The 20,420-nt window shown below is 70.1% G+C and carries 24 protein-coding genes; 1 reads left to right on the forward strand and 23 read right to left on the reverse strand.

Translation table 11 applies throughout. The features are described from left to right. Window positions 1-7 precede the first annotated feature (7 nt). From A6I89_RS14705 to A6I89_RS14785, 17 genes are all read right to left on the reverse strand, one after another. The gene (locus A6I89_RS14705; protein ID WP_044991344.1) at window positions 8-919 is read right to left on the reverse strand and encodes a cyclase family protein; all 912 of its coding nucleotides are present in this window, start codon (window positions 917-919) and stop codon (window positions 8-10) included. A gap of 12 nt (window positions 920-931) precedes the next feature. Continuing rightward, window positions 932-2,101: a PQQ-dependent sugar dehydrogenase gene (locus A6I89_RS14710; RefSeq protein WP_022597506.1), complete on the reverse strand. Its 1,170-nt coding sequence runs from the start codon at window positions 2,099-2,101 to the stop codon at window positions 932-934. A 111-nt stretch (window positions 2,102-2,212) separates the two neighbouring features. Beyond that, window positions 2,213-2,683, reverse strand: coding sequence for a hypothetical protein (locus tag A6I89_RS14715; protein ID WP_044991345.1), 471 nt, complete (start codon window positions 2,681-2,683; stop codon window positions 2,213-2,215). A 108-nt stretch (window positions 2,684-2,791) separates the two neighbouring features. Beyond that, complete coding sequence (locus A6I89_RS14720; protein ID WP_022597508.1) at window positions 2,792-3,025, reverse strand: hypothetical protein; 234 nt, start codon at window positions 3,023-3,025, stop codon at window positions 2,792-2,794. Window positions 3,026-3,150: 125 nt separating this feature from the next. Then, a complete protein-coding gene (locus A6I89_RS14725; protein WP_022597509.1) occupies window positions 3,151-5,319 on the reverse strand; it encodes a heavy metal translocating P-type ATPase in 2,169 nt (722 codons plus the stop codon). After that, the gene (locus tag A6I89_RS14730) at window positions 5,319-5,522 is read right to left on the reverse strand and encodes a heavy-metal-associated domain-containing protein (RefSeq protein WP_013416994.1); all 204 of its coding nucleotides are present in this window, start codon (window positions 5,520-5,522) and stop codon (window positions 5,319-5,321) included. Before A6I89_RS14730 ends, A6I89_RS14725 begins: the two co-directional genes overlap by 1 nt. A gap of 34 nt (window positions 5,523-5,556) precedes the next feature. After that, window positions 5,557-5,838: a metal-sensitive transcriptional regulator gene (locus A6I89_RS14735; protein ID WP_013416995.1), complete on the reverse strand. Its 282-nt coding sequence runs from the start codon at window positions 5,836-5,838 to the stop codon at window positions 5,557-5,559. Between the two features lies 1 nt (window position 5,839). Then, on the reverse strand, window positions 5,840-6,103 hold the full coding sequence (locus A6I89_RS14740; protein ID WP_013416996.1) for a hypothetical protein: 264 nt from the start codon (window positions 6,101-6,103) through the stop codon (window positions 5,840-5,842). Further along, window positions 6,100-6,609: a hypothetical protein gene (locus tag A6I89_RS14745; protein ID WP_232244775.1), complete on the reverse strand. Its 510-nt coding sequence runs from the start codon at window positions 6,607-6,609 to the stop codon at window positions 6,100-6,102. Before A6I89_RS14745 ends, A6I89_RS14740 begins: the two co-directional genes overlap by 4 nt. Window positions 6,610-6,637: 28 nt before the next feature. Then, window positions 6,638-7,048: a hypothetical protein gene (locus A6I89_RS14750; protein ID WP_005518103.1), complete on the reverse strand. Its 411-nt coding sequence runs from the start codon at window positions 7,046-7,048 to the stop codon at window positions 6,638-6,640. 273 nt (window positions 7,049-7,321) lie between these two features. Then, window positions 7,322-7,969: a hypothetical protein gene (locus A6I89_RS14755; RefSeq protein ID WP_022597511.1), complete on the reverse strand. Its 648-nt coding sequence runs from the start codon at window positions 7,967-7,969 to the stop codon at window positions 7,322-7,324. Next, the gene (hemB, locus tag A6I89_RS14760) at window positions 7,966-8,943 is read right to left on the reverse strand and encodes a porphobilinogen synthase (protein ID WP_005518101.1); all 978 of its coding nucleotides are present in this window, start codon (window positions 8,941-8,943) and stop codon (window positions 7,966-7,968) included. The genes A6I89_RS14755 and hemB overlap by 4 nt, the downstream gene beginning before the upstream one ends. A 17-nt stretch (window positions 8,944-8,960) precedes the next feature. Beyond that, window positions 8,961-10,526: a bifunctional uroporphyrinogen-III C-methyltransferase/uroporphyrinogen-III synthase gene (locus A6I89_RS14765; RefSeq protein ID WP_005518100.1), complete on the reverse strand. Its 1,566-nt coding sequence runs from the start codon at window positions 10,524-10,526 to the stop codon at window positions 8,961-8,963. A gap of 72 nt (window positions 10,527-10,598) precedes the next feature. Beyond that, window positions 10,599-11,603: a hydroxymethylbilane synthase gene (hemC, locus tag A6I89_RS14770; RefSeq protein WP_005518099.1), complete on the reverse strand. Its 1,005-nt coding sequence runs from the start codon at window positions 11,601-11,603 to the stop codon at window positions 10,599-10,601. After that, window positions 11,600-12,973 carry a glutamyl-tRNA reductase gene (locus tag A6I89_RS14775; RefSeq protein WP_005518098.1) on the reverse strand — a complete coding sequence of 458 codons (1,374 nt, stop codon included), beginning with the start codon at window positions 12,971-12,973 and terminating at the stop codon, window positions 11,600-11,602. Before A6I89_RS14775 ends, hemC begins: the two co-directional genes overlap by 4 nt. Beyond that, the gene (locus A6I89_RS14780; RefSeq protein WP_080668424.1) at window positions 12,970-13,767 is read right to left on the reverse strand and encodes a redox-sensing transcriptional repressor Rex; all 798 of its coding nucleotides are present in this window, start codon (window positions 13,765-13,767) and stop codon (window positions 12,970-12,972) included. Before A6I89_RS14780 ends, A6I89_RS14775 begins: the two co-directional genes overlap by 4 nt. A 209-nt stretch (window positions 13,768-13,976) precedes the next feature. Next, window positions 13,977-14,240 carry a glutaredoxin family protein gene (locus A6I89_RS14785; RefSeq protein ID WP_022597515.1) on the reverse strand — a complete coding sequence of 88 codons (264 nt, stop codon included), beginning with the start codon at window positions 14,238-14,240 and terminating at the stop codon, window positions 13,977-13,979. 191 nt (window positions 14,241-14,431) lie between these two features. Between A6I89_RS14785 and A6I89_RS14790 the strand changes: the two genes are divergently transcribed. After that, window positions 14,432-15,577, forward strand: coding sequence for an HAD family hydrolase (locus A6I89_RS14790; RefSeq protein WP_013417003.1), 1,146 nt, complete (start codon window positions 14,432-14,434; stop codon window positions 15,575-15,577). Here the strand turns inward: A6I89_RS14790 and A6I89_RS14795 are convergent. The 6 genes from A6I89_RS14795 to proC all read right to left on the reverse strand — a co-directional run bounded on the left by A6I89_RS14795 (window position 15,535) and on the right by proC (window position 20,357). Further along, complete coding sequence (locus A6I89_RS14795) at window positions 15,535-16,566, reverse strand: lysophospholipid acyltransferase family protein (protein ID WP_022597519.1); 1,032 nt, start codon at window positions 16,564-16,566, stop codon at window positions 15,535-15,537. The two genes, A6I89_RS14790 and A6I89_RS14795, sit on opposite strands and share 43 nt — an antisense overlap. A gap of 79 nt (window positions 16,567-16,645) precedes the next feature. Continuing rightward, the gene (locus A6I89_RS14800) at window positions 16,646-17,695 is read right to left on the reverse strand and encodes an NAD-dependent epimerase/dehydratase family protein (protein ID WP_037084934.1); all 1,050 of its coding nucleotides are present in this window, start codon (window positions 17,693-17,695) and stop codon (window positions 16,646-16,648) included. A gap of 197 nt (window positions 17,696-17,892) precedes the next feature. Beyond that, on the reverse strand, window positions 17,893-17,994 hold the full coding sequence (locus A6I89_RS14805) for a 30S ribosomal protein bS22 (protein WP_003402602.1): 102 nt from the start codon (window positions 17,992-17,994) through the stop codon (window positions 17,893-17,895). Window positions 17,995-18,204: 210 nt separating this feature from the next. Next, on the reverse strand, window positions 18,205-18,447 hold the full coding sequence (locus A6I89_RS14810; RefSeq protein ID WP_005518088.1) for a helix-turn-helix domain-containing protein: 243 nt from the start codon (window positions 18,445-18,447) through the stop codon (window positions 18,205-18,207). 176 nt (window positions 18,448-18,623) lie between these two features. Further along, window positions 18,624-19,442, reverse strand: a complete 819-nt coding sequence (locus tag A6I89_RS14815) for a CPBP family intramembrane glutamic endopeptidase (protein WP_315851600.1) — start codon at window positions 19,440-19,442, stop codon at window positions 18,624-18,626. 99 nt (window positions 19,443-19,541) lie between these two features. Further along, window positions 19,542-20,357: a pyrroline-5-carboxylate reductase gene (gene proC, locus A6I89_RS14820; protein ID WP_044991348.1), complete on the reverse strand. Its 816-nt coding sequence runs from the start codon at window positions 20,355-20,357 to the stop codon at window positions 19,542-19,544. Window positions 20,358-20,420: the final 63 nt, after the last annotated feature.

Below are 20,420 nucleotides of genomic sequence, written 5' to 3' on the forward strand. Positions count from 1 at the left end.
CGTCCGGTCAGTCCACGAACGCCAGCACCCGGCACGGCCCGCCGGATCCGCCGCGATGCTTGGGCGCCCCGACCACCACGGTCGCCCCTGCCGGCGGCAGCGCGGACAGGTTCGCGAGGGATTCGATGCCGTACTTGCCCGCGCCGAGGGCCGCCACGTGGGCGCCGTAGGTGCGGCTGCGCGCGGCGTCCAGGCTCAGTGTGTCGACGCCGATCGCCACGATGTCGCGTTCCTCGACGAGGAAGGAGACCGCGTCGGGGTCGAATCCCGGCGAGTGCGGGGTCCCGGTCGCATCCAGGCCCACGTACTTGCGCGGGTTGGCGACATGCGCCGCCCAACCGGAGTTCATCGCAATCAGTGATCGGGCGGGCAGCCGCCCGTGTGCGCGTTCCCACGCCTCGATGTCGGCAACCGTCAGCACCGCGTCAGCGTCGGTGCGGGCTCGCTCGGAGATGTCCACGACGGCGATGGGCGCGACGAAGTCCTCGATCGGTAGTTCCTCGACCGTGCGACCGCCCACGATTTTGTGGGCGGGCGCGTCGATGTGGGTTCCGACGTGTTCGCAGTACGAGACGCGGTTGACGTGGAACTCGCCGCGCGCCGGGCCGGACGATCCACCCAGTACACCTGCGACGGAGCCGAGCGGGCTCGGATCGATCACGACGACCGGTGCCATCGTGAAGGCCTCGCTCCCCGGCCACACCGGGAAATCGGGAGTGAGAGTATGCGTGAGATCGACCACCGAGCGCGCCCGGATCGAGATCGCAGGCTCTGCGGGCGTGGCCACAGCGGCGCGCGGAGCCAGTACCCCGCCCAGTGCCGCCAGGCCTGCGGCGCCCAGGAGTCCCCGTCGGGTCACCCTCGGCCCGCCCTCCCCGATCGTCCGGTGCACATGCGTCATCACCTCGGGAGCACACACGACCTACTGCTCCTACGACGTGGTGGGAGCGACGCGGAGCACCTTGTCGCCGGTGCCGTTGTCGGTGGTCACGAGCAGGCTGCCGTCGGGCATCCGGGTGGCCGACCGGAGGCGCCCCTGATCGGTGAGCACGGAGTCCGTCTCCGTCACCGCTGTTCCGTCCGCGGTCAGCTTCAACAGCAGCATCTCCCGGCCCTGCTGGGTGGTCACGGCCAGTGCGCCGTCCCACTCCCCCCATGCGGCGCCGGAGACGAAGGTGCCGCCCGGGGTGGCGAGAGTGGGCGCGCCCGAACTCCACACCGCGGCGACCGCGCCGGGAACACGGACCGGATCGGTCATCGGAACGCTCTCGTCGTAGATGAACGGCGCCCGATCGGGTCGATAGCCGTAATTGTTTCCGGCATCGAGCAGGTTCACTTCGTCGTCCCGGCTGGTGCCCTGCTCGATGCCGTAGATACGCCCGGTGCCCGGCTGCAAGGCCAGGCCCTGCACGTTCCGATGCCCGAGCGTGAAGACCGGACTGTCCGGGAACGGGTTCCCCGCCGCGGGTGAGCCGTCGGCGTCGACGTGCAACACCTTGCCGCCCAGCGAGTTCCGATCCTGCGGGACCGTGGGGCTCGCAGTGTCCCCCGTGCCGATGTAGAGCGTGCCGTCCGGATGCGCGAGGATTCGGCATCCGCCGTGGCGACCGCCCGCACCGGTCGGAATCCCCGTGAGAACAACCCCGGTGCGGGTCAGCGTCGTCCACTCCGGGTCTGCCGTCCACGACACGACGCGGATGTCGGTGCCGGCGTCCGCGCTCCCGAGCGAACCGGCCCCGAGCGAACCCCCGCCCGCTTGCCGGTGTCCCTGACACGTGTAGACGGTGCGACTCGTCGCGAAATCCGAGGCGAGCGCGATACCCATCAGCCCGGTCTCGCCCTCCGCGTACAGGTCCGACAGGTCCGCGGTCATCTCCCCGACGGTGCCGTCGGGACGCTTGACGACGAAGCGTCCGGCACGTTCACCTGTGAGGATCGCGCCGTCGGGCGCGACCACTACGTCCCAGGGCTTCGCGAGGCCGTCCATCACCGTGGTGACCTGAAGTGGCGGCGCCGGTTCGGCACACGCTGTCGGCGCGACCCCGATTCCGATGATCGCTGCCGCGACGGCAGCTCCTGCTCCGAGCGTCGACCTGCGCACGAAAGACCCCTCCCTGTCTGCCGGTGATGTGCTGCTCACCCTACGCGGAGTAACCGACGAGTCGGTCCGAAGCCGGCAGACGATCCGACGGCGGCCGCAACGAGCGGGCGATCAGGAACAGGCGGCCACAGCCATGTCGAGGATGCGCGAGGCCTGCTCGTCGGACGGAACCGTCGTGCCGTTGGCCGCGAGACCCTTGACCGCTTCCTTCAATTCGTCGTCGGTCGCACCCTTCTCGCGGAGCGCGCACGTGTCCTCGGTGATCGCCTTGATCGAGTCGTCGTCGCGATCGGTCGCCAGGTCCGAATACGAGGCACGGAAGGTGGCGACGAACGCCGCCTGCTTGGCACTGTCGACGGCGTCACCGGCCTGGGAGGCCACGCTGGACGCAGCACTCGACGCCGAGCTCGCCATCTCGGAAGCCTTGTCTCCGAGGTCGTCCGACGCCGACGAGGCGGTCGTCGTGGCCGACGCCGTCACCGATGCGTCGGTCGAGTCGTTGTCGTCGTTGCTGCACGCTGTGGCGAAACCGACTGTGGCAGCGGCGATCATGATTGCGGAGGCGATCCTGTTCCTGTTCATGACGTCGAGTCTCGCACCGCTGGGGCATTTCTGCCGGGCAACGGACCCCGACGCTCGATCGACCCGTAACAGTCTGCACCGCAACCAATTCCGAAAACGGCCGAACGTTCAGCGGGAGGGCAGCAGGAGTGCCGACGCTGCGACGACAAGGGCGGTGAGCGCGACGACGGTGACGGCTTCGAGGACCGAGCGCCCCAGCAGCATCGTCACGGCGCCGGGCACCACCGACGCGGCCACACCGAGCAGCCAGCCCGGCGTGGACGCCGGATCCTCGTCCGTGGCCGAGTCCTCGGCCCACGACAGCCCACGACTCGCGGCGACCTGCGTTCTCACCGAACTCATCGGCGGCAACCTCCCGAACGGACGACGACGGTCCCTGGCGACCACTGCGGTCCGGGACCCTGCACAGGTTCGGTACCCACTGCCGACCGGTTCCATACCTGTGATGTCGTCCGGACCGGTCTCGGTCAGCGGAAACGCCGCAACCGCAGACTGTTGCCGACGACGAACAGCGACGACAGCGCCATTGCCAGGCCTGCGATCATCGGGTTGAGCAGTCCCGTCGCCGCCAACGGGATCGCCGCGACGTTGTAGGCGAACGCCCAGAACAGGTTTCCCTTGATGGTGGCGAGTGTGCGCCGAGACAACCGGATGGCGTCGGGCACCGACCGCAGGTCGCCGCGCACGAGTGTCAGGTCGCTCGCCTCGATCGCCGCATCGGTGCCCGTACCCATCGCGATCCCGACGTCTGCAGTGGCGAGCGCTGCGGCATCGTTGACGCCGTCGCCGACCATCGCCACGGCGCCGTCCTCGCGCAGTCGGGCGATCGTCGCCGCCTTCCGGTCGGGCAGCACCTCGGCGATCACCCGGTCGATGCCGACCTCACGCGCGACGGCGGTCGCGACGGCCTCGCTGTCGCCGGTCAACAGGACCGGTGTCATCCCGAGACCGCGGATCTCGCGGATCGCCTCTGCGCTGGTGGGCTTGACGGCGTCGGCGACCACCAGCGCGCCCCGTACCCGGCCGTCCCACGACACGATCACCGATGTCCGGCCGTCGGGCAGCCGGCTCTGCACCTCCGCGGGAACGGCGCCCTGGGCACGTCCGACACGGACGTCGTGACCGTCGACGACACCCTCGACGCCGACACCGGGGCGGTTCACGAATCCGGTGACGGTCAGCGGTGCCGGCACCGCGCGCACGATCGCCTGCGCGACCGGATGCTCCGACCCGGATTCGACAGCGGCGGCCAGCGCCAGCACCCTGTCCCGATCCTCCCCCCGTGCCGCGATCACGTCCTCGAACTCCATCCGGCCGGTGGTGACGGTGCCGGTCTTGTCGAGGACGACGGTCTCGATGCGTCGGGTCTGCTCGAGCACCTCGGGGCCCTTGACGATGATTCCCATCTGGGCGCCGCGCCCGGTGCCGACGAGCAGCGCGGTGGGTGTCGCCAGACCGAGCGCGCACGGGCACGCGACGATCAGGACCGCGACCGCGGCGGTGAACGCCTCGGTGGCCTGATGTCCGAGGAGCAGCCACACCGTGAGGGTCGCCGCCGCGACGGTCAGCACTACCGGCACGAACACCGCCGAGACCCGGTCCGCGAGACGCTGCGCGTGCGCCTTGCCGCTCTGCGCCTCGGTCACCAGTTTCGCGATGTGCGCCAATCGGGTGTCGGATCCGACGCGGTCGGCCCGCACCGTGAGCAGGCCGTCGTTGTCGAGCGTGCCCCCGACGACGGTGTCGCCTTCGCCGACCTCGACGGGTACGGACTCGCCCGTGAGCATCGAGGTGTCGACGGCCGCGCGACCGCGCACGACTTGCCCGTCGGTGGCGATCTTCTCCCCCGGCCGCACCACGAACTCGTCGCCGACCCGCAACGCCGACACCGGAATCCGCTGTTCGACGCCGTCGCGCAGCACCGACACGTCCTTGGCGCCCACCTCGAGCAGGGCGCGCAGCGCGGCTCCGGAACGACGTTTGGCCCGCGACTCGGCGTACCTGCCGGCGAGCAGGAAGGTGGTGACCCCGGCGGCGACCTCGAGGTAGATCTGTCCGGAGGGATCGTGCGCGCCGGGCCGGAACGTGAACGCGTGCGTCATCCCGATGCGCCCGGCGGTACCGAACACCAGCGCCCACGTCGACCATCCGTACGCGGCGAGCGTGCCGAGCGAGACGAGGGTGTCCATCGTCGCCATCCCGTGCCGGGCGGTGACGGCGGCGGCACGGTGGAACGGGTAGCCGCACCAGAACACGACCACGGTGGTGAGGGCGAACGCGATCCACTGCCAGTAGTCGAACTGCAGCGACGGGATCATCGACACCACGACCACCGGCACCGATGCGGCGGCCGCGATCGTGAGCCTGGCCCCGAGGCGGTCGCGACCCTCGTCCGTCTCGGCCGGCTCCTCGGGAGCCGCCACCGCGGCCGTGTATCCGGTCTTCTCGACGACGTCGATGAGATCCTGCAACGGCATGCCGTCGGGATACTCGACGTGCGCCTGCTCGGTGGCGTAGTTGACGGTGGCGGTGACCCCGTCGAGTTTGCCGAGCTTGCGCTCGATTCGTGCCGCGCACGACGCGCACGTCATGCCCCCGACGTCGAGTTCGACGGTGCGCGGTGCGGTGGTGGTCACTACAGGACCAGTTCGTAGCCCGCCTCGGTCACTGCCGCGGCGACGGCGATGGTGTCCAGCGGGGACTCGCTCTCCACCACGACCCGGCCGGCGTCGACGTCCACGTCGACGCTCGTGACTCCGGACAGTTCGCTGATCTCCTCGGTGACCGCGGCCGCGCAGTGCTGACAGGTCATGCCCTTGACGAGGTACGTGTGTTCCATCGAAGACCTCCCGATGTTCAGAATCGCATCGGACTCAGGATCGCACCAGGCGCGCGATGGCGTCGGACGCTTCCTTGACCTTGGCGTCCGCCTCCGGGCCGCCCTTCTTCGCGGCCTCGACGACGCAACCCGCGAGGTGCGCCTCGAGCAGCTTGAGCGAGACCGACTGCAGAGCAGACGTCGCGGCCGACACCTGGGTGAGGACGTCGATGCAGTAGCGGTCGTCCGCGATCATCCGCGAGATGCCCTGCACCTGGCCCTCGATGCGCCGCAGGCGCTTGAGCAGGTCTTCCTGCTGCGGGCTGTATCCGTTCATGTCAGCCATGATACCCCCTACGGGTACTCGCGCGGCGACGACGGCGTGCGACGTCGCACACCAGCAGTCCCGCCACCAGTACCGCGACGAACGCTGCCGCGATCCAGGGACCCGAATAGTCCGTGGAGGTGAAGGCGGGCCCATCCGGCACGACGGGCGCGAACTCGTGGTCCGTCACGCCGCGGGCCCAGCACCACACCGCGACGGCGAGCAGCGCGAGGACCCCCACCGACTCTGCGACCGGCACCAGGGCAGCCCGGTTCACGACCCGGCGCCCTTCGCACGCGCGACAGCCGCGGTCAGAGCGGCTCGCAATCCCTCGTCGTCACGCGCCCACGCCTGCGCGAGGCTGCCGTCCCGCAGGCGCAGGCCGATGCCGGTGCGGCGGCGCGGCACCGCGGACAGTTCGCCGAGGCTGCGCGCGCTCTCCCACGGTTGCGGTTCGTCCGCATACGGATCCGCCTCCGGGAGCACCTCGTCGATCTCGTCGAGTGGCACCTCTTCGGCGCCCTGTCGCAGCAGCGAGTCGGTCAAGAGCACGCTCACGTGCCGCCGCGCCGCGGCCACCTGCACCGAGACGATGCCGGCCAGGATCGCGGCGAACAGTGTCAGCGCGAACCAGTGCACCACCGGCCCGGTCGCCAGTTCGATCACGAGCGCGATCACACAGAAGACGGGGCCGTACGCCACCGTCCGCCAGCGGGCGCCCTCCTCGAGGAACAGCGGCGTCACCGCGTCGCCAGCCTCGGGCACTTCGTTCGGCTCAGGCACTCCGTTCGATTCAGGCACTCCGTTCGATTCAGGCACTGTGCTCGAACCACTCACGCGCACCCTCCCGGTAAACCAGCACAGTCGCCACCGTCAGCAGCACCGGAATCGTCAGCAGCACCGGGGCGACGACACCGATCGCCACCATCGCGACGACGGCCAGCGCGAACACGCCACACAACACCGCGACAACCGTCCGCAGGCGGCGATCTCCCGCGCGCACGGGCGCTGCGAGGAACCCGATGGCGACACCGAACACGACGGACCCGATGCCGATGCCGCGCAGCAACCAGACGAACGAGTCGACGTCGGAATCGAGACGACCGCGGATCGCGTCGGCGGACGTCGTCGCCGCGAGCAGACCGAGCAGCACCATCACGGCGGCGCACAGCACCCAGATCCAGTAGGCGACCGACACCGGGCGCGGGGAACGTTCGATCACGACCCCATCCTGGGGCAGCGCGCAGGCCGGCGCATCACCGAGGTCGCGCGAGCGGCCGAGGACGTCATGCAGCGAGGACGCCCGGCACGATCAACAACAGCAACGTCGCGATTCCGAACAGTGCGACCAACGCGATCCACACCAGTTCCCGTCGCCCACCGGTCCGATGTTCGACGCGCATTCCAACCCCCTGGAGCCTGACCCGACACCCTGTTCATGTGACTCGATTCACACTACAGCGGAGGGGCTGGAAGACCGAATCGGGCGAACCGCTCAGCGCGCGGGCGGAGCGGGCGGCAGGTTCAGGAAGTATGCGTTGGATTCCTTGCGGTGCATCAGCACGATCGCGCCGATCGCGGCCACCGCCTGCAGGATTCCCGCGCCGCCCATCAGCAGCGCGGCGGTCCCGCTCCCCTGCCCGGCGCCGAACACCGTCGGCAACGCGGAGAAGACCGTGAACACGCCGGCCATGGTGAGCAACATGCGGGCCCAGTTCTTGCCCTTGCGCATCTTGAAGGCGAACAGAATCGTCAGCCCGCCGAGTACCAGCGTCAGGATGACGCCCGTGGCGACGAGGCCCAACGTCAGGAGTTGATCGACCTCCGCGCGCGTCGGCAGCGGATCGATCTGCTGCTTGGCGAACTCGTCCATCAGCTGGTCGACGAACGACGCCCGGTCGCTGTGCACGAACAGCAGTGCCGCGACCAGGTACACCACGCCCAGCGCCGCGACGACGAACCACAGCTGGAACGCCGTCAGGACGTCGGCCGGGACCGGGCGCTTCTCCTGCTGGACCGGCGGCATCGGGTACTGCCCCTGCGGCTGTCCCGGGTACTGGGGCGGGCCCGACGGGTACTGCGGGGTGCCGGGCCACTGGTCGGGCTGACCGGGCTGCTGCGGCGGCGGCCACTGTCCGGTCATGCCAGCCACCCCGCGGCCTCGGCCGCCCAGTAGGTGAGCACGATGTCGGCGCCCGCGCGGCGGATGCTCAGCAGCGACTCGAGCACCGCGGCGTCCCGGTCGATCCAGCCGTTCTGCGCGGCAGCCGTGATCATCGCGTACTCGCCGGAGATCTGGTACGCCGCCACCGGGACGGTCGAGCGGTCGGCGACCTCGCGCAGCACGTCGAGATACGACATCGCGGGCTTGACCATCACCAGGTCGGCGCCCTCGGCGAGGTCGAGGTCCACCTCGAGCAGCGACTCGCGGCGGTTCGCCGGATCCTGCTGATAGGTGCGGCGGTCGCCCTCGAGCGAGGAGCCGACGGCCTCCCGGAACGGGCCGTAGAAGGCCGACGCGTACTTCGCCGAGTACGCCAACTGCCCGACGTCGGTGTGGCCGGCGGCGTCGAGCCCCGCACGGATCGCGGCGACCTGGCCGTCCATCATGCCGCTGGGGCCGAGCAGGTGGGCGCCGGCGTCGGCCTGCGCCACCGCCATGTCGACGTAGCGAGCCAGCGTCGCGTCGTTGTCGACGCGGCCGTCGGAGGTCAGCACACCGCAGTGCCCGTGCGAGGTGAACTCGTCGAGGCACGTGTCCGCCATCAGAACCGTCGCGTCACCGAGCTCGGCCTTCAACGCGGCCAGACCGCGGTTGAGGATCCCGTCCGGATCGGTGGCACCCGAGCCGTCCGGGTCCTTGTCCTCGTCCCGCGGAACGCCGAAGAGCATGAGCCCGCCCACGCCGGCCGCGACCGCGTCGGTCGCCGCGTTCCGCAACGAGTCCAGCGTGTGCTGGACGACGCCCGGCATCGACGAGATCGGACGCGGCTCGTCGATGCCGTCGGCCACGAACATCGGGAGCACGAGATGCCGTGGCTCGAGCGACGTCTCGGCGACGAGGCGACGCAACGCGGGCGTGCCCCGCAGACGACGAGGACGGTGAACTGGAAACACGGCTCTCCCGAGGTGGATCAGCGGCGGGCGCGGGACTTCTTACGCGGAGGCGGCAGCGCGCCCTCGGCGCGCAGTCGGGCCGCATGCTCGGCCAGTGCCTCGACGAGCGGTCCCATCTGCGCCGTCTCCGGCTGGACGTCGACGCGCAGACCGAACTCGATCGCGGTCTCCGCGGTCTTGGGCCCGATGCACGCGACGATCGTGCGGGCGTGCGGCTTGCCGGCGATGCCGACGAGGTTGCGCACGGTCGACGACGACGTGAAGCACACCGCGTCGAAGCCACCCGTCTTGATCATCTCGCGGGTCTCGGCCGGCGGCGGTGCCGCCCGGACGGTGCGGTACGCGGTGACGTCGTCGATCTCCCAGCCACGCTCGCGCAGACCCTCGGCGAGCGTCTCGGTGGCGATGTCGGCGCGGGGCAGCAGGACGCGGTTGACCGGGTCGAACACCTCGTCGTACGGGGGGAAGTCGGCCAGCAGGCCCTCGCTGGACTGCTCACCCGACGGGACCAGTTCGGGGGTGATGCCGAACGAGCGCACCTTCTCGGCCGTGGCCTCACCGACGCACGCGATCTTCACGCCCGAGAACGCGCGGGCGTCCAGACCGAACGCCTCGAACTTCTCCCACACCGCGCGGACCGCGTTGGTGGAGGTGAACACCACCCACTGGTAGCGGCCGTCGACCAGACCCTTGACCGAGCGCTCCATCTGCGCCGGGCTGCGGGGCGGCTCGACCGCGATGGTCGGCACCTCGATCGGGATGGCGCCGTGCGTGACGAGGCGGTCGCTCATGTCGGCGGCCTGCTCCTTGGTGCGCGGCACCAGGACGGTCCAGCCGTACAGTGCGCGCGACTCCCACCACGACATCTTGTTGCGCTGCGAGACCACCTTGCCGACCGTGACGATCAGCGGACCCACCAGCTCGGAACCAGCGTCGTTGAGCGTCGCGAGGGTGGCCTCGACGGTGCGCTGCTGACGGGTGGTGCCGCGGACGGTGATCGCGGCCGGGGTCTGCGGCGCGAGGCCGTGTTCGACCAGCGCGCTCGCCGTCTCGGCCAGGTGCGCAGACGTGGCGTGCAGCACCAGCGGGCCAGGAGCGGCGGCCAGCGCGGCCCAGTCGACCTCGCCGCGGACGTCGGCCTCGGTGTGGCCCGAGCCCAGCGCCATGCCGGCGTAGCTGGGGACGGCGGATCCGGACGGCAGACCGGGCAGCACCTCGAACACGACCTGGGTGCGGGCGACGGCCGAAACCTCGGCGATCACCGAGTCGGTGGTCAACGGGTCACCCGAGACGAGCCGAACCACGTCGTGGCCGTTCTTGGCCTCGGCGACGAGGGTCTTGGCGACCTCGGCGGGCTCGCCCAGCGCAGGGCGGACCTCGGCGATCGGCAGATCGGTCTCCGGGTCGCGGCCGAGCGCGGTGCCGACGAGCGCGGTCACGCCCTTGTCCACGTCGGGATCGGTGAACGCCAGCGCGGCCGACGCGAGCACGTCGTGCGCGCGGACGGTGAGCAGCGCCGGATCACCGGGTCCCGATCCCACAAAGAGGATCCGTCCGGGGCTGTTCTTACGGACTCGGCTCATCGGTAGTTCTCCAGTGCGGTCTCATGTCGATAGGTAATAGAAAGCGTGAAATCGGGCCTCGGGGCAACCAGGTCAAGCATCGGCATCACCGTCCTCGGCAATCGTCATCAGATCGCGTGCACCCAGGTCGAGGAGTTCCCGTGCAACCGCACGCCCCAACTCGTCGGCACGCTCGGGCGACCCCACCAGGGACGCCCGAATCACATCGGAGCCGTCGATCGCGGCGGCGCAGCCGCGGATGGACAGTTCCTCGAAAACTCTGCCGTCGTCGTCGAGCGACTCGACGACCTCGGCGATCGCTCCCACCGGCGCGGTGCAGCCTGCCTCCAGCTCGGCGAGCAACGCACGTTCGGCGACCACCGCGGCACGGGTGGCGTGATCGTCGAGCTCACCGAGAATCGCGATGAGATCCGGGTTGTCGGAGCGGCACTCGACGGCCAGCGCGCCCTGCGACGGCGCGGGCAGCATCTGGACCGGCTCGAGCGTCTCGGTGATGCGCTCGGTCCGGCCGATGCGGGACAGGCCGGCGCGGGCGATCACGATCGCGTCGAGCTCACCCGACGCGACCTTGCCGAGGCGGGTGTCGATGTTGCCGCGCAGCGGCTCGATCTCGAGCCCCAGACCCATCGCGCGAAGCTGCGCGCGGCGACGGGGCGCCGACGTGCCGATCCGCGATCCGGGCGGCAGCTCGCCGAGCACCAGGCCGTCGCGGGCGACGAGGGCGTCGCGTGGATCCTCACGGGTCGGGACTGCGGCGATCGTCAGATCGTCGGGCTGCGCGGTGGGCAGGTCCTTGTAGGAGTGGACCGCGACGTCGACCTCGCCGGCGACGAGCGCCTCGCGGAGTTCGGCGACGAACACGCCGACACCGATGCGCTGCACCGGTCCGGCGGTGACGTCACCCTTGGTCTTGATGATCACCAGCTCGGCGGGGTGTCCGGCGGCGATCAGCGCATCGCGCACGTGGCCGGCCTGCGTGGTCGCGAGCAGACTGCCTCGCGTGCCGATCCGCAGGGTACGGGAGTCCGGACCGACGTTCAGGTCGGTGGCCGGCGACGCGGCCGCATCGGTGCTCATGCCTGCGCATCCTTTCCTGTGGTGTCGGGTCCGGAGGCGAAATCGCCCAGATCGATCGGCGCGGCAACCGCCTCCGCCGATCCGGGGCGCAGCTCGAACAGTTCACGCAGCGCCGCAGCGTACGTGTCGCCGCCGGGGGTGGACGCGAGTTGCTTGACCCGCACGGTCGGCGCGTGCAGCAGCTTGTCGACGACGCGCCGGACGGTGCGCGCGACCTCGTCGCGCTGTGGGTCCTCGAGCCCCGGCAGTCGGGAGTCGAGACGCAGCAGTTCGGCCTCGACGACCTCCGCCGCGCGCTGACGCAGCGCGGTGACGGTCGGGGTGACCTCGGCGAGACGCTGCGAGGCCAGGTACTGGGACAGTTCGGAGGCGACGATGGCGCGGGCGGCGTCGGCGTCGGATGCGGCGGCACCGGCAGCCGGATCCCGTTGCAGCGCAGCCATGTCGAGCACGACCACCTCGGGCAGTCCGGCGACGGCGGGTTCGACGTCGCGCGGCAGGCCCAGGTCGCAGATCACGAGCGGGCGGTTCGGCTCGCGCTCCGGCGCCGCGAGGGCGCGGTGCGTGTCGGCGAGCGTGACGACGGAACCGACCGCGCCGGTACAGGTGACCAGGACGTCGGACTGGGCCATCGCGTCGGAGAGGTCGTCGAAGTCCATCGCGACCGCGTCGACGCCGTTGCCCACCGCGGTGGCGGCGAGGTGCTCGGCCCGCTCGCGGGTCCGGTTGACGACGAGGATGCGTCCGATGCCGGCGCGGGTGAGGTGCGCGACCGACAGGCTGCCCATCGCGCCGGCACCGAGGACGACGGCGGTGCGGCCGACGAGTCCGCCGTCGCCGAGGATCCCGGCGGCGCGGTCGAGGGCGACGGACACCACGGACGCGCCCGCGGCGTCGATCCCGGTCTCGGAGTGCACACGCTTGCCGACCCGCAGCGCCTGCTGCGCCAACTCGTGCAGCGCGCGGCCCGCGGCCTGCTGCGCGTCGGCGGCCGCGTAGGCGGTACGGATCTGACCGAGGATCTGCTGCTCGCCGATGACCATCGAATCGAGACCACTGGCGACCGCGAAGAGGTGCTCGGCGGCTGCCTCGCTGTACCGGACGTACGCGTGCTTGTGCAGTTCGGTCAGATCGAGTCCGGAATGCGCGGACAGCAGGTCACCGATCTCGGTGAGCGCGCCGTGGAAGGCGTCGACGACGGCATAGATCTCGATGCGGTTGCACGTCGAGACGATCATCGCCTCGGAGATGTGCGCCGAGGCGAGCATCCTGTCGGTCAGCTTCGGACGGTCGGTGTCGGTCACCGCGATCCGCTCGAGGACGGAGACGGGAGCACTGCGGTGCGAGATCCCGACGAGAAGCACACTCACGGCCTGATCACCGATCCGTTTCTGGTCGAAGCGCCAACCGCCACGGATGCAGCGGAGACCTGCTGGGGAGACTGTTCCTCGTTACGCGCCAGGTTGAAGGAGAGCACCTGCATTTCCATCGCGAGATCCACCCGGCGCACCTCGACGTGATCGGGGATCTCCAGCGTGAGCGGGGAGAAGCTGAGGATGCAGCGCAGACCGGCGCCGACGAGCTGGTCGCACACGTCCTGCGCAGCACTGTCCGGAGTCGCGATGACGCCGATCGTCGCGTCGAGTTCGCGGCAGGCGTCGGCCAGCTCGGCGACGTCGCGGACCGTCAGGCCCCCGATGTCGGCGCCGATCAGGGCGGGATCGCGGTCGAACAGACCCACCATCGAGAATCCGCGGCGATCGAAACCGCCGTACCCGGCCAGCGCCCGCCCCAGGTTGCCGATCCCCACCAGCACCACGCGGTGGCCCCGATCCAGCCCGAGCGCCGATTCGATCCGCGCCCGCAGCCGCGTGACGTCGTAGCCGACTCCACGAACGCCGTTGGGCCCCAGGAACGACAGATCCTTGCGGAGCTTGGCCGATCCGACGCCGGACGCGGTGGCGAGTTCCTCGCTGGAGACGATGATGGCGCCCTCGTCCGCGAGCAGTCCGAGGACCCGCAGGTATGTGGCGAGACGCGTCACCGTAGCCTGGGGGATGTCGCGGTGCTGTGCAGCGGCAGGCGTTCCACGCCGGGAGGCGGACGGAGCAGCCCCGGAAACGCCGCGGGTCACTGCCCCCTGCGTCTCGTGCTGTTCACTCACGTCGATGGTTCCTCGTCCGGTCGGCCGTGTACCCCGGCCTTCACGCGAAGGTCCGGGGCGTTTGTTCACACCACGGTAACCGCTTGTGAAGCCATGCACAAAGTTGCTCGACCGCCCTCACACGTGCTCTCACCTGCAAAGCGACCGAACCCGATGGTCCGGCGTGACCCTTCCCACTCGGCGGCGCGAGCGGCGCCCGAGGCCCGGAATCAGCCTGCCGAGAGGTCCGCGCGCAACCGGTCCTCGTCGACCTCCCAGTAGCTGTGCTCCTTGCCGTCGAGGAGGACGACCGGCAAGCGGTCGCCGTACTCGGCGCGCAGATCAGGGTTCTCGGCCGCGGCCTCGTCGACGTCGACGCAGGTCAGTTCCAGTTCGAAGTCGCGGCAGACGACGTCGAGGACCTCGCGCGCCGGCTGACAGGCACCGCAACCGGCGCGAGTGAGCAGAGTGATCCGATGTCGCGACTGATCCATGCGCACCAGTCTTCCTCGAGGCTCGCGGCGGCATTCGGGGAGCGCCCCACCCCGCGGGTTCCGGACCGTTCCGTTTCGAGACGAACATCACACGCCGCAGACAGCCGGACCATCCAGCGGGATCGGCATCGACACGCGGGCTAGGGTGAGCCAGAGGTGAGCCGGAGCTGTCTTCGACACGGGAGGTGCGAGTGCCTGGACGATCACTGCCGAACGGCGCGAGATTCGGTGTGGGTCTGTCCGGGATTCTGCGCCCGGGCCGCCGCAGGATCCGTAACCTGCTGGGCCCGAGCGAGGCCGAGCTGCGCGCCAACCTCGCGGGCGAGGCGAGCGCCGACGCCGCACTCGCGATACAGGAGGCCGAAGCCGCCGAGGCCGCGGAAGCCGCCGAGGCCGCGGCGTCGCTCGAGTCCGTCGAACCTGAAATCACGCCGGACCTCGAGGTCCTCGAACCTCCCACCGCGCCCGTCGTTCCGCGAGACCTCACCGCCGCGGCATTCTTCGACGTCGACAACACGATGGTGCAAGGCGCGTCGATCATCCACTTCGCGCGCGGTCTCGCCGCCCGTAAGTACCTTCGCACCTCCGACCTGGTCGACTTCGCGTGGAAGCAGGTCAAATTCCGCATCACCGGCAAGGAGAACAGCGACGACGTCGCGGAGGGCCGGGAGAAGGCGCTGTCGTTCGTCGCGGGACGGTCCACCGCCGAACTCGCCCGTCTCGGCGAGGAGATCTACGACGAGGTCATCGCCGACAAGATCTGGGCGGGCACCCGTGCCCTCGCGCAGATGCACCTCGACGCCGGGCAGCAGGTGTGGCTCGTGACCGCCACCCCCGTCGAACTGGCGCAGGTGATCGCCAAGCGCCTCGGGCTGACCGGCGCGTTGGGCACCGTCGCGGAGAGCGAGGACGGCGTCTTCACGGGCCGGCTCGTCGGCGACATCCTGCACGGCCTCGGCAAGGCTCACGCCGTCCGTACCCTCGCGGTGCGTGAGGGTCTCAACCTCAAGCGCTGCACCGCGTACTCGGACAGCTACAACGACGTCCCGATGCTGTCGCTGGTGGGGACCGCCGTCGCGGTCAACCCCGACGCGGACCTGCGGGAGCTCGCGAAGAACCGGGGTTGGGACGTCCGCGACTTCCGCACCGGGCGCAAGGCCGCCAAGATCGGCGTGCCGACCGCACTGCTGCTCGGCGCCGTCGGCGGTGCCGTCGGGGCGATCCTCAGCCGCCGTCGCGAACGCGCGCTGCTGGCGCAACTGGTCGCCGACAGGGCCGCGTCGGAGTCCGGGCGTCAGCCCATGAAGATGTTCCGGCGCTGCGCCAACAGCCGGTAGAGCGTCTGCTGGATGATCTCCCGGACGTGGTCGGTGACCTCGAAGAGCACCATCGGATCGTCGGCCTCCGCCGCGTCGTAGGTGTCGGTGGGAATCGGCGTCCCGAACTCGATGAACCACTTGGACGGTAGCGGCACCAGCCCGAGCGGACCCAGGTGCGGGAACAGTGGCGTCACCGGGAAGTACGGCATGTTCAGCAGCCTGGCGAGCGGTGCGATGTCGCCGATCTTCGGGTAGATCTCCTCGGATCCGACGATCGAGCAGGGAACGATCGGCACACCGGCGCGCATCGCGGCGGAGACGAATCCGCCCCGGCCGAACCGCTGCAGCTTGTACCGCTCGGAGAACGGCTTGCCGATGCCCTTGAAGCCCTCCGGGAACACCGCTGCCACCTCGCCGCTCCGCAGCAGTCGTTCGGCGTCGGGGTGGCACGCGAGCGTGTGACCGGCCTTGCGGGCGATGTTGCCGACGACGGGCATCTCGAACGCCAGGTCTGCGGCGAGCATCCGCAGCGCGCGGTGCCGGGGGTGATGGTCGTGCACCGCGACCGACGTCATGAGGGCGTCGATCGGCACCACCCCGGCGTGGTTGGCGACGACGAGCGCACCCCCGTCGGCCGGGATGTTCTCCACACCGCGGACCTCGACCCGGAACCACTTCTCGAACAGTGGACGCAGCGCCGGGAGGAACACACCGTCGGCGAAGTGCGGGTCGTACCCGAATTCGTCCACCTCGTAGTCGCCGGCCAGCCGACGGCGCGCGAACTCTGCGGCACCGGCCACCTGACCGGCGACGCGGGCCCGCAGGCCGCTGCCCGGCGCCTCGTCCGCCGGTGGTGTGCCGTGGTCGACGTCCTCCGCGAAGGGCGGTTCGGGGAGCGTGCCGGGATCGGCCGCGGGACGGGACGGGCGTGGGTCCACCGGCCGGTCACGCGTCGACCGTGCGCGCGCGTCCGCGTGCAGTGGGATCACCTTGGCCACCTCGTTCACGACACTCCCCTTCGTTCCGACCCCACGGCATTCCGGCCCCCGGCACTCCGACCCTCGGCTTTCCCGCTGTACCGAGCCGTCACCTGCGCCCGCCGCCCGCCCCGACGACGCCGAGCGCCGTGGCCTCGGCACGGTCGACCCACTCCGGTCGGATCACGGGGGTCAACCCGGTGCCCCGCACGAAGTCGTCGAGCGCCTCGACGGTGGTCCAGCGCGGCTCGAATCCGAGTTCGGCACGCATCCGAGTGGTGTCGAGCCCGCACCCGAAGTGGAAGTAGTCGAGTTGCTCGTGAGTGAAGGACCGCATCTGCGATCCCATCAGAGCCCGTCCGGCGCTGCGGAAGAGCGCGAACGGCATCGGGACCTCGACGCGACCGGCCCGGCGCACGGCCTGCGACATCATGACGATCCCGTCACCGGCGACGTTGAACGTGCCGGTGGGCCCGGTGACCGTGGCGCGGTGCAGCGCCGCCAGCGCGTCCTCCTCGTGCAGCAACTGCATGCGGGCGTCGCGGCCGAGGATTCTCGGCACGATCGGGGAAGACAGGTATCGCGCCACCCATCCGTGCCGGTGCGGGCCCATGAGCGGCGCGAGCCGCAGGATGGAGACCGCGATGTCCGGACGACGTCGGCCCATCGCCCGCGCGTAGCCCTCGATGTCGATGCAGTCACGGGCCCAGGCGCCCCGCGGTGGGCGGCGCGCCCCCATCTCCTCGGTGAACTTCGCCGGGTCGCCGGGGCTGCCGCCGTACACGGCCGACGCCGACCGCAGCACCACCTTGCGCACGCTGGGCGACTTCTGGCACACCGCGAACAACTGCATGGCGCCGATGACGTTCATGTCCTTCATGGCTGCGCGACTGCCCGAGCGCGGGGCCTGCGCGACGGTGGCCGCATGGACCACGGTGTCCACCTCGGCGCCCCTGATCACCTTGCCGATCAACGAGTTCCGGATGTCGGCACGGACGAACTCGGCCCGGCCCATCCGCCGCATCATGTCCTTGCTGGGTGAGACGGCGTCGACCGCGACGACGCGCTCGATGCTCGGATCCTGGACCAGCCGTGACACCAGGAATCCTCCCGGGAACCGGCTCGCGCCGGTCACCAGGACCACCCGGGGAGGCTGCACACCCCGATCGTCAGGACTCACCGCTACCCCCGTCCATTCGCCCCTTCGGGGAGCCTAACGAATCCGCGGGGTGGGGCAAGGGTTCCGCGTAAGCCTTTACGTCCCGGCAACACGCCACCCACCGCGCGGGCCGACGCCCGCCCCCGAACACACGGATGCCCGCCACCGCGAGGTGACGGGCATCCGTGTGCAAGTTCTTACTTACCGAGCTTCCGACGCTGGACGCGCGTGCGGCGGAGCAGCTTGCGGTGCTTCTTCTTCGACATACGCTTGCGGCGCTTCTTGATCACTGAACCCATGGTGGGTGTCCCTCACAGTCTTCTCTAGCGTTCAGCGCACGCCGGTCACGTACGCCTGTGTCTGCCTCTGGCGCTGAGGCCTCGTTGCCATGGCCGCTTTCACGACCCCAGCGCCTGACGACACCGGCTGGCTGGTACGACGACTAACGATCGTACCGGGACGGATCGCCTCGGCGAAAACCGAGGCCCATCCTTTTCGGCTCCGACGGGTCAGCCGGCGTCGAAATACGAGGTCTGCAGATAGTCGTGCACAGCTTTCGCGTGGACACGGAACGACCGCCCCACACGGACCGCGGGGAGTTCCCCGCTGTGCACCAGGCGGTACACGGTCATCTTCGAGACCCTCATCAAGGCCGCGACCTCCGCGACCGTGAGGAACTGCGTCCCGCCGAGACCGGACTGCCCTTCCTGTTGTCCCCGGAGGGACCTGTCAGGTTTGTCGATGGATCCCATCTCTTCAATTACCTCCGGCACGTGTCGCGCCGCCGGCTTCCCCTCCGGCGGACCAGACACGCACGTGCTGACACGAGCTTAGCGGGACCAGAGGGATTGATGCGACGGGTGTTGCAAACAAGATCGACAATCGCGGTGGTGGCGGCCCCTCGAGGCCCGCCGCCGGATCCGGCCGGTCAGCTCTGGACGGTGGCCGGCGCGGCGCCCGCGTGCCCGGACCGTTCGACGTCCCGCCGCTTGACGAGCAGCAGGATGGCGATCACCGGATAGGCCAGGATGGGCGCGAGGGTTCCGGGGTAGAACGCCTGGTCCAGCAGGATGGCGGCGCCGCTCAACAGCGCGAAGTCGAAGAGGCCGTGCATCACCGAGTTGAGCGCGTTACTGCCCGAGACGCGGCGGATGAGGTAGAAGAAGTAGCCGGCCAGGCTGACGACGACGGCCTGCGGGATCGCGGATGCGCCGCCGTGCCCGAAGACGTTGGACAGATGGACCAGGCCGAAGACGATGCTGGACCACAGCGCGACCTGACCCTCGCGGAGACCGTGCCGGCGCAGCACCGTCACCCCGATGCCGCGGAACATCCCCTCCTCACCCCACCCGACGAACTGGGTGGCGACGAGCAGGACGACCACGAACAGCCACCCCTTCTCGGACAGGGCGCTGTAGTCGATTCCGACGAGGATCGCGACCAACAGGATGGCGGGCACGGCCCACACCCACCGACTGACGGGCCGGTCGTCCTTCAGGACGGGACGCCACCAGCCGAGTGCCGCGACGACGCCGTAGGTGAAGACGAGGGCGATCCCGAGCGGGATCACCATCGTGAAGAACACCCCTCGGGTAGTCAGGGTGTCGCTCTCGTCGGCCCAGTTGCCGATCAGTCGGCCGCCGAACTGGATGATCGCCAGATAGACGACCACGATCACGGCGAACGCCGCATAGGAGAGGCTACGTCCGGCGCTTCGAGGCGAGACCTCGCGATTGCGTGTGTCCACGGCGCCACAGTAGAACTCCGGCATGCCTGTTCGCGCGTCGTGGACAGGCGCGCGTCACCGCGGCGGGCCGACGCTCACCGCGCCGGCCCGACCCGCAGATCATTCGGGGGCGACGCCCAGTTCCGCCGACCGGTCGCGCGCTGCCGCGAGGGCCTCGTAGAACGCGGTCCGGAGCCCGCACCGCTCGAGTTCGCGTACCGCGGCCGCGGTGGTACCGCCGGGCGAGGTGACGGCGGCGCGCAGGTCGTTCGCGCTCTCGCCCGACTCCGCGAGCATCGCGGCCGAACCGATCATCGTCTGCACGACGAGTTCGCTCGCTGTCGCGCGGGTCAGGCCGAGGGAGACGCCGGCGTCGATCATGGCCTCGGCCGCGAGGAAGAAGTACGCCGGTCCGGAACCGGATACCGCGGTCACGGCGTCGATCTGCGACTCCGGGACGGTGGTGACGGCGCCCACCGTCGCGAGGATCCCGCGGACCAGGTCGAGGTGCTCGGGCTTGACGTGTCGTCCGGGCGCGATGGCGCTGGCACCCTGCCCGACGAGCATCGGGGTGTTCGGCATCACCCGCACGACCGGGAAACCGGCCGGCAGCTTCGACTCGTACCGAGCCGTGGAGATACCCGCGGCGAGCGAGACGATGATCTGCTCACGTTCGCCGTCGAGGTCGACCTTCGACAGCGCAGCCAGCACCGCGTCGACGTCGGTGGGCTTGACCGCCACGACGATGACGTCCGCACCCTCGGCCGCGTCCTCCGGGGTCGTCACCCGGATCGAGTAGGCCGCGGCCAGTTCCTCGGCGCGAGGCTCGTACTGCTCGGCGACCACCAGGTCACGGGTCGCGTGACCACCCTGCAACAGCCCAGAGACCAGCGCCTCACCGATCTTGCCGCCACCGATCACCGCAATTCTCGTCATGCGGACAGCTTAGGCACTGCGTGCCCGTGCGCCTTTTCGGTAGCCCCCACTACCGAAAAGGCG

It is taken from the genome of Prescottella equi (assembly GCF_002094305.1).
GTDB lineage: Bacteria > Actinomycetota > Actinomycetes > Mycobacteriales > Mycobacteriaceae > Prescottella > Prescottella equi.